The sequence below is a fragment of the Bdellovibrio sp. HCB-110 genome, assembly GCF_047323225.1.
Lineage (GTDB): Bacteria > Bdellovibrionota > Bdellovibrionia > Bdellovibrionales > Bdellovibrionaceae > Bdellovibrio.
Map to the genome: position 1 here is coordinate 236,393 of NZ_CP178750.1, position 16,892 is coordinate 253,284.

17 protein-coding genes are annotated in these 16,892 nt (G+C 44.5%); 12 read left to right on the forward strand and 5 right to left on the reverse strand.

Features of this window, described 5'->3' with window-relative positions:
* Window positions 1-66 precede the first annotated feature (66 nt).
* Together lpoB and ACL934_RS01200 are read left to right on the forward strand one after the other, a co-directional pair.
* A complete protein-coding gene (gene lpoB / locus ACL934_RS01195; protein WP_374076904.1) occupies window positions 67-666 on the forward strand; it encodes a penicillin-binding protein activator LpoB in 600 nt (199 codons plus the stop codon).
* Window positions 667-670: 4 nt separating this feature from the next.
* Window positions 671-1,912, forward strand: a complete 1,242-nt coding sequence (locus ACL934_RS01200) for a COG3014 family protein (RefSeq protein ID WP_374076906.1) — start codon at window positions 671-673, stop codon at window positions 1,910-1,912.
* A gap of 55 nt (window positions 1,913-1,967) precedes the next feature.
* On the opposite strand, the gene ACL934_RS01205 is transcribed toward ACL934_RS01200, so the two are convergent.
* Window positions 1,968-2,513: a polyhydroxyalkanoate synthesis regulator DNA-binding domain-containing protein gene (locus ACL934_RS01205; RefSeq protein ID WP_284604453.1), complete on the reverse strand. Its 546-nt coding sequence runs from the start codon at window positions 2,511-2,513 to the stop codon at window positions 1,968-1,970.
* A gap of 263 nt (window positions 2,514-2,776) precedes the next feature.
* Here ACL934_RS01205 and ACL934_RS01210 point away from each other — a divergent pair, with 263 nt between their 5' ends.
* Both ACL934_RS01210 and ACL934_RS01215 read left to right on the forward strand, forming a co-directional pair.
* Window positions 2,777-3,271, forward strand: a complete 495-nt coding sequence (locus tag ACL934_RS01210; RefSeq protein ID WP_374076908.1) for a hypothetical protein — start codon at window positions 2,777-2,779, stop codon at window positions 3,269-3,271.
* A 108-nt stretch (window positions 3,272-3,379) separates the two neighbouring features.
* Entirely contained in the window at window positions 3,380-5,245 is a 1,866-nt protein-coding gene (locus ACL934_RS01215; protein WP_374076910.1) for a tetratricopeptide repeat protein, read from the forward strand.
* A 53-nt stretch (window positions 5,246-5,298) separates the two neighbouring features.
* On the opposite strand, the gene ACL934_RS01220 is transcribed toward ACL934_RS01215, so the two are convergent.
* A complete protein-coding gene (locus tag ACL934_RS01220) occupies window positions 5,299-5,907 on the reverse strand; it encodes a hypothetical protein (RefSeq protein ID WP_413612948.1) in 609 nt (202 codons plus the stop codon).
* A 17-nt stretch (window positions 5,908-5,924) separates the two neighbouring features.
* Here ACL934_RS01220 and ACL934_RS01225 point away from each other — a divergent pair, with 17 nt between their 5' ends.
* The 8 genes from ACL934_RS01225 (at window position 5,925) to ACL934_RS01260 (ending at window position 13,819) form a co-directional block, all read left to right on the forward strand.
* Window positions 5,925-6,554: a hypothetical protein gene (locus ACL934_RS01225; protein ID WP_374076914.1), complete on the forward strand. Its 630-nt coding sequence runs from the start codon at window positions 5,925-5,927 to the stop codon at window positions 6,552-6,554.
* A 77-nt stretch (window positions 6,555-6,631) separates the two neighbouring features.
* Complete coding sequence (locus ACL934_RS01230) at window positions 6,632-8,707, forward strand: PrkA family serine protein kinase (RefSeq protein WP_374076916.1); 2,076 nt, start codon at window positions 6,632-6,634, stop codon at window positions 8,705-8,707.
* Complete coding sequence (locus ACL934_RS01235; RefSeq protein WP_374076918.1) at window positions 8,707-9,804, forward strand: DUF444 family protein; 1,098 nt, start codon at window positions 8,707-8,709, stop codon at window positions 9,802-9,804. Before ACL934_RS01230 ends, ACL934_RS01235 begins: the two co-directional genes overlap by 1 nt.
* A gap of 68 nt (window positions 9,805-9,872) precedes the next feature.
* On the forward strand, window positions 9,873-11,399 hold the full coding sequence (locus ACL934_RS01240; protein WP_374076920.1) for a SpoVR family protein: 1,527 nt from the start codon (window positions 9,873-9,875) through the stop codon (window positions 11,397-11,399).
* Complete coding sequence (locus ACL934_RS01245; protein ID WP_374076922.1) at window positions 11,396-11,758, forward strand: translation initiation factor; 363 nt, start codon at window positions 11,396-11,398, stop codon at window positions 11,756-11,758. Before ACL934_RS01240 ends, ACL934_RS01245 begins: the two co-directional genes overlap by 4 nt.
* A gap of 53 nt (window positions 11,759-11,811) precedes the next feature.
* Window positions 11,812-12,528, forward strand: coding sequence for a response regulator transcription factor (locus ACL934_RS01250; protein ID WP_374076924.1), 717 nt, complete (start codon window positions 11,812-11,814; stop codon window positions 12,526-12,528).
* 56 nt (window positions 12,529-12,584) lie between these two features.
* Window positions 12,585-13,541, forward strand: coding sequence for a protein-glutamine glutaminase family protein (locus ACL934_RS01255; RefSeq protein WP_374076926.1), 957 nt, complete (start codon window positions 12,585-12,587; stop codon window positions 13,539-13,541).
* Window positions 13,538-13,819 carry a hypothetical protein gene (locus ACL934_RS01260; protein ID WP_374076928.1) on the forward strand — a complete coding sequence of 94 codons (282 nt, stop codon included), beginning with the start codon at window positions 13,538-13,540 and terminating at the stop codon, window positions 13,817-13,819. Before ACL934_RS01255 ends, ACL934_RS01260 begins: the two co-directional genes overlap by 4 nt.
* On the opposite strand, the gene ACL934_RS01265 is transcribed toward ACL934_RS01260, so the two are convergent.
* Genes ACL934_RS01265 through ACL934_RS01275 form a run of 3 tightly spaced genes read right to left on the reverse strand, consistent with a single transcriptional unit; the run spans window position 13,816 to window position 16,870 of the window.
* Complete coding sequence (locus tag ACL934_RS01265) at window positions 13,816-15,162, reverse strand: DEAD/DEAH box helicase (RefSeq protein WP_374076930.1); 1,347 nt, start codon at window positions 15,160-15,162, stop codon at window positions 13,816-13,818. The genes ACL934_RS01260 and ACL934_RS01265 overlap by 4 nt on opposite strands.
* A 29-nt stretch (window positions 15,163-15,191) precedes the next feature.
* A complete protein-coding gene (gene tadA, locus ACL934_RS01270) occupies window positions 15,192-16,121 on the reverse strand; it encodes a tRNA adenosine(34) deaminase TadA (RefSeq protein WP_413612949.1) in 930 nt (309 codons plus the stop codon).
* A complete protein-coding gene (locus tag ACL934_RS01275) occupies window positions 16,121-16,870 on the reverse strand; it encodes a TerC family protein (RefSeq protein WP_374076934.1) in 750 nt (249 codons plus the stop codon). Before ACL934_RS01275 ends, tadA begins: the two co-directional genes overlap by 1 nt.
* Window positions 16,871-16,892: the final 22 nt, after the last annotated feature.

Consider the following 16,892-nt stretch of genomic DNA (forward strand, 5'->3'; position numbering starts at 1 on the left):
GACTTGCGTGTCCGAAAACATCGACATAGACTTTGGGGGTATGTCCCAATTGGGTAGGAAGGTATTATGAAAAAGAATCTAACTTTGGCAGCTCTCTCTCTTTCTTTTTTAGCGGTGACTAGTTGTGGTCCGAAAGCATTTGTTAAGGGTCAGTATGACGACGTAAATCGTGAAAATCTAATGAACGATCAATGGTCTGAAACAGATATGCAAAAAGCTGTCGCGGATCTGGTTGGAAGTTTGATGACTTCTCCTTCAATCAACCAAGCTAAAAAAATGCCGGTTGTGATGGTGACGAATCTGCAAAATAAAACAAGCGAACACATCGACACTCAAAGCATCATGGATATGGTTCGTGTAGAGTTGATGAAATCTGGAAAAGTAGGTTTCATTGATAAAGAAGCTCGCCAAGATATCTCTGACGAGTACAACTATCAAAATTCGGGCATGGTGGCTGAAGACTCTAAAAAAGGCCCTGGTGGCCAAGTTGGAGCTGACTACATCATCAATGGTCGTTTGGATTCCATCGTTCAAGAAGTAGGCAAAGACAAGTCCGTGTACTACAAATTGACTTTGAATTTGACGAACCTAAAAAGCAGCATGATCACTTGGTCTGATCAAAAACAAATTCGTAAAACATTTAAGAAAAAATCTATTGGTCTTTAATTAAATGAAACGTTCTTTACAAAGACTCACGCCTGTCGTGGGTCTTTTTTTTACTCTCAATCTGCTGGGCTGCGCGACTTACCAAAACAAAGTGCAAGACGCGCGGGAAGCCCTTGTTCGTCGTGATTACACGAAAGCCCTCGCGGATCTAAAACCGTTGGCTGAAAAAGAAAACGACGATCAACTGGTCTACTTGTTGGACTATGGCGTGGCTTTGCAGTTATCCGGAAAACTCAAAGAGAGTAATGAGATTTTTTTAAAAGCCGATCGCCTGGCCGAGTTGGTGGATTACCAATCTATTTCGCGTATCGCGGGATCTTTGGCGTTGAACGAAGAAATGGTTCAATACAAGGGCGACACTTTTGAAAAGATCTTTATTAATGCTTATCTTGCGATGAACTTCTTGGAGCTTGGACAATTGGACGATGCTCTGGTGGAAGCCCGTCGTATCAATGAAAAGTATTTGAAGTATCGTGCAGATGAAAAGAAAGCCTTTGAACTCAACGCTTTCAGTAAATATCTGTCAGCCGTTGTTTGGGAAGCTAGTCGCAATTACGACGACGCTTACATCGCCTACAACGAAGCCTTTAAAATTGATCCGACCATCACAACGATTCGTGAAGACCTCATTCGCTCTGCAAAACTTGCACGTCGCATGGACACTTATCAGAGCTGGAAAAAACAATTCCCTGAGGTGAAAGAACAGCCCTCGTGGTACGAAAAAAATCTGGGTGAATTGATCGTGATTTATCAGCAGGGGTGGGGACCAAGAAAAGTGGCCAGTGCCAATGAGTACCGCTTTCCGTCTTTGATGCCCGTGTACAGTGAAACACAGCAGGCACGTTTGGATATCACTCAGAAATCTTATTTGAGCCGTGAAGTGTACGATGTTCAGAAAGCAGCGATTGAAACTTTGCGTGATGACCAGGGAATTCTTATCGCCAAACGCTTGGGTGGTATTGCGACAAAAGCTGTTTTATCTGATCAAGTTCGTCAGAAAAACGAATTGCTTGGAAGCCTGACGTGGATTGCCTTGAACGTCGCGGACCGCGCGGATGTCCGTCAGTGGTCAACACTTCCGCAAACCATTCAAATGATCCGTGTGCAACTGCCAGCGGGAAAATATAAGTTCAATATCGAGGGTTTGAATTCTTCCGGAGGGTATACCGGAGAAAGTCTTGAAACTCGGGAAGTCGAAATCAAATCAGGTCAGAAGAAATTCGTGATCTGGAGATCACTGAAATAAAAAAGGCTCCTTGCGGAGCCTTTTTTGCGTTAACGCTTTGAAACTTTCAACAATCTTAGTTGTTCAACAAAGAAGAACCAGGAAGGTTTGGAGTTTCGTCGTCTTGTTGAAGACCTGGAAGAACAGTCGCTTTTTCAGCAGCTACTTTAGCAGTAGTGTCTGTGTTGTAGCGAGTTGCTGCAGTAGCAACGCGGTTTTCCAAGTTTTGTTTTACGCTGTCAGTAGAAGCGTTTTCAACAACTGTGTTTACTTGTTGCTTAGTCATGTAGTCCTGAGGGAACGCGCCAAGCTTAGCCAAGTAACCAGAGATGCTTCCGTTACCGTTTTGGATGATTTCGCGAAGAGTGAAAAGAGGAGCGTATTGAGATGCTTTCTTTTCTGCTTCGAAAATGATCTGAGTCAAAGTAGCAGCAGTGATATCGTTTTTAGATTTATTATCGATAACCATTACTTCTTCGTTTGTACGGATCATTTTAGCGATATCGTCCAAAGTCACGTAGCAGCTTTGTTGAGTGTCGTAGAGTTTGCGGTTCTGATAGCGCTTGATGATTTTAACTTTAGAATTTGGCTTCGATGTCATTGTTTCGTTTTGGTTGATCAAAGTGCCTCCCAATTTGAAATTTCCCCAAAGTCTCAAGGAGATATAAGTGCCTTATGATTCAGCGTCCCCTTGCAGATGGGCGCAACCTATCCCTGCCGCCACCCCTTGTCAAGGGGTCCTCAAATCAAAAGAAAAGACTCCAGGCGTCATTTTTTACGCAAATAAGCATTCGTTTTCCAAACTTTTACAGACCTTTGTCTAAAGTTTTCTCGAAAAGAGGCCGAAATGTAATTAAGTGTCCTTTCTTTGCGGGAAGAAATTTAATGAAAAATGAAGAAAAACAAGAGTTTAAGTCTTCTGGCGTTCTGGCTCTGTTAGGCCTGGTCGGTTTTTCTACCGCCATCATAGCCACCCCCTGGAACCGCCAAATTCAGGATTCCCGTATAGAAACTGCACGCCAAAAAGCCGAGGTTGTTGGCTATCAAGTTGTACAAATTTACCGCGAAGCATCGAAGCCAGCTATGCCTTCCAGCAAGGGAGCCGGGCGAATTCCCGCTTCTGTTGCGGAAAGCAAGGGACTCTCGGCTGAGAACCTCCGAAGCACAGGAACGATGGGATTGGACCCGTGGGGGCAGCCTTATCATTACCGCATTCTCTCCGCCGATAGTGCCGGGAAAGTGCGAATTCTTGTTTGGTCTGCGGGCCCTAACCAAAAAATCGAAACGGCTGACTTAGGCAACGAAGAAGCCGAACTTAAAGAACAACCAGTTTATTCGGGCGACGATATGGGAGTCCTTTTGAGCATGGCTCAGAATTAGACACCCGTCTCACATCACGATCTAGGTCGCGATGAGGTCCTGCCTCGTCATTGTCTCATCAAGAAATTCTCAAAAATAACCGATCAGCCTAGTGACCAAGGAGATCTAATGTTTCCATACACTAGGGCCGCGATAATCCTGCCTCTTTTAACAACTCTCACAGCCTGTGCGACTTTCACGTCGAATGAGTCGGATAAAGCTCCTTACTACGAAGCTTCATTCGATGACAAAAATAGAGCGCCAGCTTCGTTTGCTCCTGCGGTCGTGGCTCAAGACGGAAGCGGCACTTTGGATCCTCTCTACATGCGCACTCAAGCGGATTACTACTTCGCGATGGGTGAGGCTTACAGCCTTGATGGCAATTCTGGAAAAGCGATTGAATCTTTCAAGATGACCTTGGTTTACGATCAGGATTCTCCAGCGGTGAACATGCGTTTGGCGGCAGAGTACTTGAAACAAGGTTTGGTCTCTGAATCTTTGGCGCAAGCGGAAGAGGCAGTTAAGAAAGATCCTAAAAACGTTGACGCTCGCTTGTTGTTGGGTGGTTTGTATTCGTCATTGAAACTTTATCCAAAAGCTTTGGTTGAATACAACACGGTGATGAAACTTCAGCCGACAAACACGGAAGCTCCACTTTACATTGGTGCGTTGTACTCTGAGCAAAAGCAGTCTGACACTGCGGTGAAATATTTTGAATCTTTGGCGAAGAATCCTGACTATACAACTCCGTACTTGGCTCATTACTACATCGGCCGTGTGCGCATGGAGCAGTCAGAGGCGAAATATCAAAAAGCGGCTGAGGAGTCTTTCAAAAAGTCTTTGCAGTTGAAGCCGGATTTCGCGGACGCCGTTTTGTCTTTGGGTATGCTTTATACAAAGCAAAAGAAAGAAGACAAAGCGATCGCCATGTATCGTGAATACCAAAAAGAAAATTCTCCAAGCCCAAGAATTGCAGAGATTCTTGCGCAAACTTACATTGAGCGCGGTGACTACGAAAAAGCCTACGAGCAACTTGAAGTTGTTGAAAATGATTCAGACGAACCACTCAATGTTCGTATGAAAATGGCTTTGATCTTGATCGAGCAAAAGAATTACGACTTAGCAGCGCAAAAATTGGAAGAGGTTCTTAAGGACGCTCCAGACTCTGACAAAGTTCGTTTCTACTTGGCTGCCGTTTACGAGGAAACTCGTCAGAATGAAAAAGCGGTGAAAGAATACAGTAAGATCCCTGTGTCGAGCACGTACTATGGCGAAGCTGTGGTGCATGCGGCTTACTTGCTCAAAGGTCTTAATAAATTGGACGAAGCTTTGGAAGTGGCGGCAAAGGGTTTGAAAGATCGTCAAGATCAACCGCAAATCTACGCCATGTACGCTTCACTGCTTGATGAAAAGTCTGATTATAAAGCTGCTGCAAAAATTTTGGAGCAAGGTCTTGAGAAATTCGCGGACAATGCTCAGCTTCGCTTCTACTACGGTACAATCAATGACCGTCTTGGCAACAAAGAAGTAGTTGTGACTGAAATGAAAAAAGTTTTGGAGATCGATCCCAACCACGTTCAAGGTATGAACTACTTGGCTTTCACATGGGCTGAGATGAACATGCACTTGCCAGATGCAGAAAAACTGGCTCGTCGTGCTTTGGAGTTGGAGCCTAAGGATGGCTACGTTCTAGATACTTTGGGTTGGATCTTGTTCAAACAAGCGAAGTTCACAGAGTCGATCAAGTTCTTGGAAGCAGCTCACAAGTACCAATCTACAGTGAGCATCATTGCAGAGCACTTAGGTGACGCTTACTACAAGCAGGCGATGGTGGATAAAGCTAAGAAAATGTATCGCAAAGCTGCGGACCTAGAGACTGACAAAAAGAAAGTGGAAGAAATCCGCAACAAGATCTTCGCTATTGAAAAGCAAGAGCTTTCAAATCCAAGATTGCCAGCTTCAGCGGAAGCTCCAATCGCTGAACACGCTCAGTAAGATATAAATAAATTGATTTTTTGAAACGGCTTTTCTTCGGAGGAGCCGTTTTTTTATTGGGGCTTAGAGATCTTTGCTTCAAGAAAAGAAAAGTGGCTTGAATAAAACAGCAATGGCAGCGTGACGATCAGACCGACGTTCCAGATAAAGGCTGAAATCACCACAAGAAGCCCCAGATAAAAGCTCAACACGAAATAGATTTTGAAATTCTTTAGTGAAGCGAGGCCGGCAATGTCGATGGCCTTGGCGATGCCAACTTCGCTGTCAAGGCGCAGTCGCAAGGAGTGGCTAAGAACCAAATAGAAGTAAATGGCGACAATTAAAAGTCCCATGGCGCTGGGGATCGCAGACAATAAATGTTGAGAGCTTTGTAATATCCCCATCGAAGAGCCTACGAGGACACTTGTCGGAAAAAGAACGACGCTGACAATGATAAAGGCCGGCAGTCCTTTTTTGAGTGTATTAAAATCCTTCCAATCTTTTCCCTCAATCCATCGTTCGGCAATACGTTGGCCAATTAACAAAATAAAAGAGATAAAAACGGCGCCAACAAAAGGAATGTATCGGGCTGAAATCAGGAGCAATGTTGCGATAACTCCCAGCACAAGGCTTTGCTGCCAGTGGGTTTTTAGATGATTCAAGGCTTGTTTAAAAGAATTCATTTCTCTATGCTAAGGCAATGAAAACAATGATCAATCACTTTTTCCTTGGAATTCTACTAACCCTTTTTGCTTCGGGCTGTGTCACCAAGACAGTGAAGGAAGGAGCTTATCAAAAGGCTCAATGGGAAACCAAAGCTCTTATCAAGGATCAACGAGCGAATAAAACTCAGTCACTTAATATAGATATATATGCGATTAAGAATGAACGAGCACGTTTTGAGATAACGGCGTTGTTGGGATATCAAGTTGCAAGTCTGGTGATGAGTCCCTCCGAAATTTCTTATATTGTCTATCCTCAAAAAGCGTTCTTTTATGGAAGAAATTCTGAAAGAGCGTTCAGTCGTGTTCTCGATTTACCATTGCATCCAATGAATCTGACTCATATCGCATTCGAAGAACCTGTGCGCGGCCCGGGGTGGAAATGTACTTTGGATAACTTAGGTTGGATCTCTCAATGTGAGAATTTACAGAGAGGAATTCGCGTCACATGGCTAGAGCGTAAAGAAGGCCAAAAGAAGGTCGTAATTACGGCCCCGCAATTCGAAATGCAGTGGCATTTCTCTGTTCCCCAGACTGAGGTCCAGTTCAAAAGTGAGCTTTTCACTTTGAAACAACCTGCGGGATTCAAAGCAATACAAATAAATTAAATTCCTCGTTAACCGTCTAGGATTGAGGCATAATCTAACCATTAGGTGTGTGTCACCAAACACCTGAGGGAGAGATTATGGCCTCTAAGATTGATCTTCATTCGTTGGTCACCAATTGGCAGAACTCAAGCACTCAAGCCAAAGAGCACTGGAGCGGCTCCTTCGAGGAATACCTCGATCTAGTAAAACAAAATCCAAAAATTACGCGAAACGCTTATCAGCGCATGTATGACATGATCGTTGAAGAGGGAACGGAAACGTATATCGATTTCAAAAAAGAAGTCGTTCGTTATAAGTTCTTCGACGATGTTCATAACAACGGAAAAGACGCAGTCTTCGGTCTCGATGTTCAATTGATGAAATTGGTGAACGTTTTAAAAGCCGCAGCTCTTGGCTACGGAACTGAAAAACGTGTGATCCTTCTTCACGGCCCGGTGGGGAGTGCGAAATCCACAATCTGCCGTATGTTGAAAAAAGGTCTTGAGCGCTATTCCCACTCTAAAGGTGGCGCGGTCTACACATTCGAGTGGATTGATGAAAAATTGGAACTGGATGGTCTTCTTGGGAAAGGCGTGAAGGTGTTCCCTTCCCCGATGAACGAAGAGCCTCTTCTCTTGATTCCTGAAGAATTGCGCCCGCAAGTTTTCGAATCCATCAATAAAGGCCAAGAAGGTTCTTACCGTGTGCAACTTGATGGAGAGCTAAGTCCTCCTTCTCGTTTTATCTTTAAAACTTTGATGGAAAAATACGAAGGCGATTTGATGAGAGTGTTCTCGCACGTGCGTGTGAAACGTCTCTTCATCTCTGAAGCTGACCGTATCGGTATCGGAACATTCCAACCGAAAGACGAAAAGAATCAGGACTCCACAGAGTTAACTGGTGACATCAACTACCGTAAGATCGCTGAATACGGATCTGATTCCGACCCTCGTGCGTTTAACTTTGACGGGGAGTTCAACGTTGCTAATCGCGGTATGATTGAATTCGTCGAGGTTTTGAAACTAGATGTGGCCTTCTTGTACGATTTGCTGGGTGCTTCGCAAGAACACAGAGTAAAACCTAAGAAGTTCGCACAAACGCACATTGATGAAGTGATCATCGGTCATACGAATGAGCCCGAGTACCGTCGTCTTCAAGACAACGAATTCATGGAAGCTCTTCGTGACCGTACTGTGAAAATTGATATTCCTTACATCACTCGTTGGAGAGATGAGATAAATATCTATAAGCGTGATTTCAACTCGCAGAAAGTGCGTGGCATCAGTATCGCGCCTCACACAGTTGAAATGGCGGCGATGTGGGCGATCCTCACTCGTTTGGAAAAACCTAAAAAAGCAAACCTCACTCGTTTGCAAAAACTAAAATTGTATAACGGTAAAACTTTGCCGAACTATACTGAGGACAACGTGCGTGAACTTCGTAAAGAAGCCAACCGCGAAGGTCTTGAAGGTATCTCGGCTCGTTATATCCAGGATAAACTTTCAAATGCCCTAGTGGCGGCTCAGCAGTCTAACAAAGGCTCTGTGAATCCGTTCATGGTGTTTAAAGAACTTGAATCGGGTTTAAAAAATCACTCGTTGATTTCTAATGAAGAGTTGAAGACCGAGTACAAGGAACTCTTGGGCGTTGTTATGCAGGAGTACGAAGAGATCATCAAAGCTGAAGTGCAAAGAGCCATCAGTGCTGATGAAGGTGCAATGCAACGTTTGACTGCGAATTACATTGATAACGTAAAGGCTTACACTCAACGTGAAAAGGTCCGTAACCAATTCACAGGAAATGATGAAGAGCCAGATGAGCGTTTGATGCGTTCTATCGAAGAGAAGATCGAAATTCCTGAGTCTCGCAAAGACGATTTCCGTCGCGAGATCATGAATTACATCGGGGCTTTGGCTTTGGAAGGCAAGAAGTTCAATTACAAAATGAACGAACGTCTTCATAAAGCAATTGAGCTTAAACTCTTTGAGGATCAAAAAGACAGCATCAAACTTACGACTCTCGTAAGCAATGTCGCTGATAAAGATACTCAAGAAAAAATTGATATCGTTAAAACCCGTCTCATCAAGGACTTCGGATACGATGAGATCTCGGCGACGGATGTTTTACACTATGTCGCGAGTATCTTCGCCCGAGGGGACGTAAAGAATAAATAATGTCGATACGTGAAGACCATAATAGATTTAGAGAGATCGTTAAGGGCAAGGTTAAAGAAGACCTGCGCAAGTATGTCTCTCAGGGTGAGATGATCGGGAAGCGTGAAGACGAGTTCGTAAAGATTCCGCTTCCTCGTATCGATATTCCAAATTTCCGTTACGGCCCCAAGCAACAAGGCGGGGTCGGTCAAGGTGAAGGTCAACCAGGGCAAGACGTCGGTGATCCAGGCGAAGGCGGACAGGGCCAAGCTGGAGAAGCTCCCGGTGAGCATCTTTTGGAAGTAGAACTTTCCATGGAAGAGCTTGCGGATATCTTGGGTGAAAAACTTCAACTTCCGCGCATTGAACCTAAAGGTTCTAAAAATATTGATTCCATGAAGACGAAATTCACAGGTCTTGCGCCTGTGGGACCGGAAGGTCTTCGTCATTTTAAATCGTCTTACAAAAGAGCTTTAAAACGCATGGTGGGTTCTGGAACTTACAATGCGGAAGAGCCTCTGGTGCTGCCGATCCGTCGTGATATGCAGTACAAGTCGTTTAAGAAAGTTCAACAACCGCAAACACAAGCGGTTGTGATTTATATGATGGACGTTTCCGGAAGTATGGGCGACGAGCAAAAAGAAATCGTGCGCTTAGAAAGCTTCTGGATCAACACATGGCTTAAGAAACACTATAAGGGTCTTGAGACAAGATTCATCATTCACGATGCGGCGGCAAAAGAAGTTGATGAAGAGACATTCTTCAGAACAAGTGAGTCGGGCGGAACATTGATCAGCTCAGCTTACAAACTTTGCCAAGAAATCATCGCCAAAGATTATCCCGTGAGTGAGTGGAACATTTATCCGTTCCATTTCAGTGACGGTGACAACTGGTCCGGCGAGGATACACGTCTCTGTGTTAAGATGTTGAACGAATTCTTCCTTCCAAACTGCAACGTCTTTAGTTACGGGCAGGTGGAAAGTAAATACGGAAGCGGTCAGTTCCTCAAAGATTTACAAAAAGAATTTGGCGCGGACGAAAGACTCACTCTTAGCCAAATCGAAAGCCGAGATAAAATTCTCGATTCCATCAAGGATTTTTTAGGTAAGGGCCGATAATACGGCGGATGCCGGCAGAGTGAAGGGCCAGAGGCCCGGAACTGAAGCAGCACTCGAATTGGAGTAGTATGGCTAATTTAACTCCCGAATTAGAAGCAGAAAGAAAAAGAATCTGCCAGATCGCAAAAGATGCTGGCTTGGATTTCTTTGAGACGATTTTTGAATTGATCACTTACGATCAAATCAATCAATTTGCCGCCTATGGTGGATTCCCCGTGCGCTATCCGCACTGGAAATTCGGGATGGAGTATGAACATCTCTCTAAGAGCTACGAATACGGACTTTCAAAAATTTATGAAATGGTGATCAATACCGATCCTTGTTATGCGTACCTGATGGAAGGCAACGCGATGATGGATCAAAAGCTTGTGATGGCTCACGTGTATGGTCACTGCGATTTCTTTAAGAACAATATTTGGTTCTCGAAAACAAATCGTAAGATGATGGACCAAATGGCGAATCACGCGACTCGCATTCGTCGTTACATGGATCGTTATGGTCAAGACGTCGTGGAAAACTTCATCGACGTTTGCTTAAGTTTAGAAAATTTGATCGATCGTTATAGTCCTTATGTGGAAAAGTCTGTGGCTAAGCCGGAAGAGGCTCGTCCCCAGGAGCCGAACTATCTGCTGCGTGTGGATAGATCCTACATGCGCGACTATATCAATCCGCCTTCGTTCGTTGAAGAACAACGCCGTAAAGCGGAACAAGAAGCGCAAGAAAAAGCACAACGCTTCCCTCGTGAACCAGAAAAAGACATTCTGAATTTCTTTATTCACTATGCTCCTCTCACGGATTGGCAGCAGGATGTGCTTTCGATCATTCGTGACGAGGCTTACTATTTCTCTCCTCAAGGTATGACTAAGACCATGAATGAGGGATGGGCGTCGTATTGGCATTCGAAGCTGATGACGACAAAGATTTTGAATGACTCTGAGATCATCGACTTCGCCGACCATCACAGCGGTACGATGGCGATGGCCCCTAATGGTTACAATCCCTACAAAGTGGGTATTGAACTGATGCGCGATATTGAAGATCGTTGGAACAAAGGTCAATTCGGTCGCGAGTGGGAAGAGTGTGACGACGTTCGCGAAAGAAAACATTGGGATAGGAAATTAGGTCTTGGTCGCGAGAAGATTTTTGAAGTTCGTAAAGTGTGCAACGATGTGACCTTCATCGATCAATTCCTCACAGAGGACTTCTGTGTACGTAACAAATTGTTTGTTTACAAGTTCAATAAAAAAACTGGAAAGTTTGAAGTAGATACGAAAGACTTTAAAGCAATCAAGGCGCAGTTGTTGTTCCATATGACGAACTTCGGGCAGCCGATTATTCGTATTGAGGATGCAAACTTTGAAAATCGTGGAGAGCTTCTTTTGACTCATCTTCACGAAGGTATTGATATGCAACCGGACTTCATGAGTGAGACGTTGAAGAACGTTTTCAAGATGTGGAAACGCCCGGTGAATATTGCGACTATTATGGATGAAACTCCGCAGCTTTTTAGATTCGACGGAAAGGAGTATACACAGCATAAGCTAGGTGAAGAACCTAGTCCGAATCCATCGAATCAAGAAAGCTCCGGATCATGAAAAATACTCGCTTAGTTTACAGTACCGATCCCAAAGACAATATCCAATGCCCTCAGTGCAAAGAATTGAAAGCGGAATGCCGTTGTCGCGCTGAGGACTCCGTGCAAGAAGGCCAGTTCACAGTGATCTTTCGCCTTGAAAAGGGCGGTAGAGGCGGAAAAACCGTCACTGTGATGGATGGCTTCCCGAGAAATGAAGAGTATCTGAAAACGCTCGCTAAGGAGCTCAAAGCAAAATGCGGCGTCGGAGGAACTCACACTATGTCAGAAAAAAGTGGTATCATTGAAATTCAAGGTGACAAGAGAGACCAACTCAAGAAGATACTTGAAGCAAAGCGTATCAAATATAAAGGCGTTTAAAACTGGACCCCGAGCTGCTTGTTTTTTTTACCTGAACGGGTGATGCTTCAAATATGAACATGTTTACGGCGAATCCTCTGAGAGGTGCAGACTTGGCTGCTAAAAAGATTGTAATTGTAGATGACTATGAAGAGAGCTGTAAGCTGCTTGCAGAAATTCTGAGCTCTACCTACGAGTGCTCTTACACTTCCGATAGTACATCTGCCGTCAGACTTATTAACGAAAAGAGACCTGATCTAATTCTTTTAGATTATAAAATGCCCGGCGTGATGGGTGTGGATGTGTGTCGTATGGTTCGCGAAAGTGAATCAACGAAAAACACACCGATCATTTTTGTTTCCGGGGCGGCGACGATCGACGAAAGAATCAAGGCTTTTGAAACGGGTGCTGATGATTTCATTTCTAAACCTTTCCATGTGAAAGAGTTGATCTTAAGAATCAAAGCCCGCTTGTCAGAAAAAGAACCAGAAATGGCTTCAGAGTTGGTAGCGGCAAATTTGCGTATGAACTTGTTGTCTCGCCAAGTGTTCGTTGATGGTGAAGAAGTAAACCTCACGCCAAAGCAGTTTGATATTTTGAAACTTCTGGTGGCGGGAAAAAATCATCTTGTGACTCGTGATAAATGTTTGTCCGAGATCTGGGGCGAAACTGAAGTGACTTCACGTAACGTCGATTCCCAAATCAACTATTTGAAACGCAAGATCGCTAAATTCAACGGCCGCATCGTGGCTGTTCCGTCTTTAGGGTATCGCTTGGAAGCACAAGAATAGTCCGAGGCTAGACTCTGGTCTGTTAAGCGGCGTACTGTAAATTCCGATAAGGAAACATGCAGTTACGCCGTTTTTCTTTTCTTTTTGTATTTCTGTTTTGTTTGCCTGCCGCGGCCATCAGTCCGGCGGCGTTATGCGACCAAGTAGGCATCGAAGAGTTGCGTCCCTCTGAAAAAGCGCGGATGGAAGAGGTCTGCAGTTATGCAGGTCAGTACGAAGAGTCTTTGCTGCCGGATGAAAATGCGACCTTCTCAAAAAAATTTCGTGATGGAAAATCAACGACCTATGACTACAACGATTTTTTCAAAAGTTTCACGACGTCTTTAAATTCTGTCAATAGAGCTGAAAAATGTGATCCGAAAAAAGAAGATGCTCCTCGTGTTGCCTATCCAAGTGTAAATATCGAAAAAACAGCAGCTGGAACAATTCCGGTTTCCGTTGTTCAAGAAGATGAACTCAATCAAATATTTTCTGAAGTTTCCAAAGATCCCAAATATGCTTTTGATGTTGTGGAAAATGGCTGTTGGGCCCGTGCACACATCATGGCGCGGGAATTTGAAAAACGTGGAATCCGTGCCGGAAAAATATTTGCCGAGGGCATCCTGTCTGTTGAGACAAAGAAGGCTTTGAACGGCGAGAATGTTATATGGACATATCACGTGGCTCCGGTGGTTGCTGTCCAAACGAAAAACGGTGTTGAGCTTCGTGTATTTGATCCATCCATATTTGATCGCCCCGTGCCCGTGAAGACTTGGACGGATAAAATGTTGCCAGCCAAAGAATTCAAAGAAGAAGTGAAACTTTACATGTCCGATCGCTTTGTTTTAGAGCCTTTGCGTGGCGGAAACGTCAAATCCATCAAAGAAGATCCCAGTCGGGGTCGTTGGCATATGGCTGAAACCGTGATGGCCGAGCAAGAGTTGGAGTTGCGTCGTTTGGACCTCGAAGATCACGAAATTCAGAAGGAATATTATAGAAAAATGAAACAGCAAGAGGAAGGAGTTCGTTTATGAAGTCCCTTTTAGTTGTTATTATTTTATTGTTCAGCTTTTCAGTTTTTGCGCAAAAACCTGTGATGAAAAATCAAAATTTTGTTGATCGCGTTTATGAAATCAAAAAACACAAAGAAAAATCCCTCATTACCTTTCATCGTGAACCCGTGCTCTATGAAATTAATGAAGGTGATAAATCACTTTTGCTGAAGCTGGAAGAAGGTCAGAAGACCAAGAAGCCTATCGCAGTGACGGTCGATCCTCTGACTCGTAAAATTATCGAAGTGAAAGGCCCCTAGTTGCGGGGACCTTTTTTGCCAGAAAACTTTTTGTGAGGTCCGCCACCGCCTTTAGAGTGATGACCTCCACCTCCGCCGCCTTTTCCTTTGTTGCCAAACGGTCTTTTGCGCGCGTAATTACGCTCTTTGTTTTCTTTCTTTTGTCCCTCGATAAGAGCTTTGGCCTTGCCGGGACTCATCACCGCCGCTTTTTCAATCGCTTCCGAATGGAAAGGTTGATCTTTGTCTAAAGGAATAGGCTGACGAGTGATTTTCTCAATCGCGAAGATGAAGGACTTCTCTTCCGCTGTAGCAAAAGAAATAGACTGTCCTGAAGCTCCCGCGCGCGCTGTTCTGCCGATACGATGAACGTAGCTTTCAGGAATGTGCGGAATCTCTAAGTTGATGACATGAGTGATGCCGTCGATATCAATTCCACGGGCCGCGATTTCTGTCGCGACAAGAACGCGGACTTTGCCTGTGCGGAAATCTTCAAGAGCTCTTTGGCGAGCTGATTGGGATTTATCGCCGTGAATACCGGCAGTTTCAATACCTGCTTTGACAAGTTTATCGACGACGCGGTTTGCACCGTACTTCATCTGCACAAACACAAGAACCTTATAAAGATCGTTGTCTTTAAGAAGATGAATCAGAAGATCCAATTTATCTTTCTTTTCAACGTACATCACACGCTGTTCAACTTTTTCCGCCGTCGAAGACGTCGGAGTCACTTCTACTTTTTTTGGATTCACCAAAATACTGTGCGCCAACTTTTGAATCTCTGGCGGCATTGTTGCCGAGAAAAACAAGTTGTGACGTTTCTTAGGAAGCAGAGGAAGGATCTTTTTAATGTCTTGCATGAAACCCATGTCGAGCATGCGGTCGGCTTCATCCAAAACAAAAATCTCAACGCGGTCTAAGTGCAAGAATTTCTGCTGATACAAGTCCATCAAACGACCCGGAGTTGCAATCAGAATATCCACGCCCGCTTGCAAAGCTTTGACTTGGGGACCTTGTCCGACACCACCAAAGATCACGGCGTGTTTAAGTTTTAAGTGGTTGCCATAGGCTACGATGTTTTCGTGGATCTGAATCGCCAATTCGCGCGTCGGCGTTAAAATCAAAGCGCGAGGGCGTTTGGATTCAAGGCGGGTTTGGTTTTTGGCAAGGTTCTGCAACATCGGCAAAGAAAACGCCGCTGTTTTTCCTGTTCCTGTTTGTGCAATTCCCAAAAGGTCGTGACCCTCAAGAATAACAGGAATAGCTGCCAACTGAATAGGAGTTGGAGTTTCGTAACCTGCTTCTTTTAACGAAAATTGAAGAGGAGCAATCAAAGGGAGGTCTGTAAATTTTGTCTGTGTCATGAAGGGCCACTTGTAACAGCCCCCTGAGGTTAGCGCAAGGCGGATTTCTTTTGCGCAGTTTTCAGCAATTTTTGCACGGCCCAGAGGATGTCTTTATTATATGCAAACACCGTAGGAACGTTTTTAACGTCGATCCACTCGACACCCTTGTGATAGTCGGCGTCCTCTACTTTGTGAGGGGGAGTCCATTCTTGATCAAGCACACCCACATAAAAAACAGTGCGGCACGCGTGAACATTCCCATTCCAAAGAAAGTCATATTTACGTTCAAAGGCTGTTTCTTCCAGAATACGTACTTTGTATCCCGTTTCTTCCAGACATTCGCGAGCCGCAGATTGTGCAGATGTTTCTCCAGCTTCAATGGCGCCACCAGGAACGAAAAAATACGGGGCTTGAGATGTCGGATCGATTGCATGAAATCCGAGAATTTTATTTTTGTGAACAACGATGACGGACGAGCGGTCGCGGAAAATTTTCTGCGCTTTTTCCGTTTTCTTTTCATCACGACGGTCTTGGAAAAAACCTTGTAACAAGGTTGCACACTCAGAAGCTAAAACTCCATCGGTGACTTCCACTTGATGGTTCAGACGCGAATCATTCAAGATGTGGTAAAGGCTTTCAACCGCGCCCCCTTTGGGATCAGAAGCGCCGTAAACAACACGCTTCAAGCGTGCTTGTTGAATGGCGCCAGCGCACATCACACAGGGCTCTAATGTGACATACAAAGTACAATCACTCAGACGCCAACTTTGTTTTTTTTGTGAAGCTTTATGAAGAGCAAAGAGTTCAGCATGTCCCAGAGGCGTTTGCTGTCTTTCGCGGGTATTAATCGCTGACGCAATCAACCCTTCCGGGCCGACAAGAAGAGCGGCGATAGGAACTTCTCCTTTTTCAGCCGCTTTTTGCGCAAGACTTAAAGCCTTGCGCATCCACTTGAGGTCTTCAGACGAAGAACTCACTATTTTTCCTCAGCGATTCTTTCGCGAAGTTTAACAGGCTCAGCCGGTTTTTTCTTGCGCATACGGATGTTGAGCATTTCAACACCGACGGAGAAAGCCATAGCGAAGTAAACGTATCCTTTTGGAATGTGAACTTCGAGAGATTCCACGATCAATGTGAAACCGATCATCAATAAGAAGCTCAATGCCAAGATTTTCAAAGAAGGATGGGCGTCGACAAAGTCGCTGATAGGTTTTGCAGAGAACATCATCACCAAAGTAGAAGCGATAACCGCTGCGATCATCACAGAGATCTCATTCACCATACCAACAGCAGTGATCACTGAATCTAAAGAGAACACGATGTCGAGCAAAAGAATTTGGACGATCACAGCACTGAAAGAATGAGCTACGTGTCCAGATTGGCTGCCAGCTTCGCCTTCCAGTTTGTGATTGATCTCCATCGTACTTTTTACGATCAAGAAAAGACCGCCAAGAAGAAGGATCAAGTCGCGGCCAGAAATTTCTTGGCTAAACACAGTGAACAGCGGAGCTGTCAGACCAATAATCCAAGACAAAGAAAGAAGAAGCAGGATGCGAGTTCCAACCGCAAGACCCAATCCTGTGATACGGGCTTTGTCTTGTTGTTCTTTAGGAAGTTTTCCAGCCAAGATCGAAATAAAAATAATATTGTCGATCCCAAGAACGAGTTCCAATGCGAAAAGTGTAGCGAAGGCGATCCAAATCTGCGGGTTTGTTAAAAGGTCCATCGAGGTGTTAACTCCTTAAGTA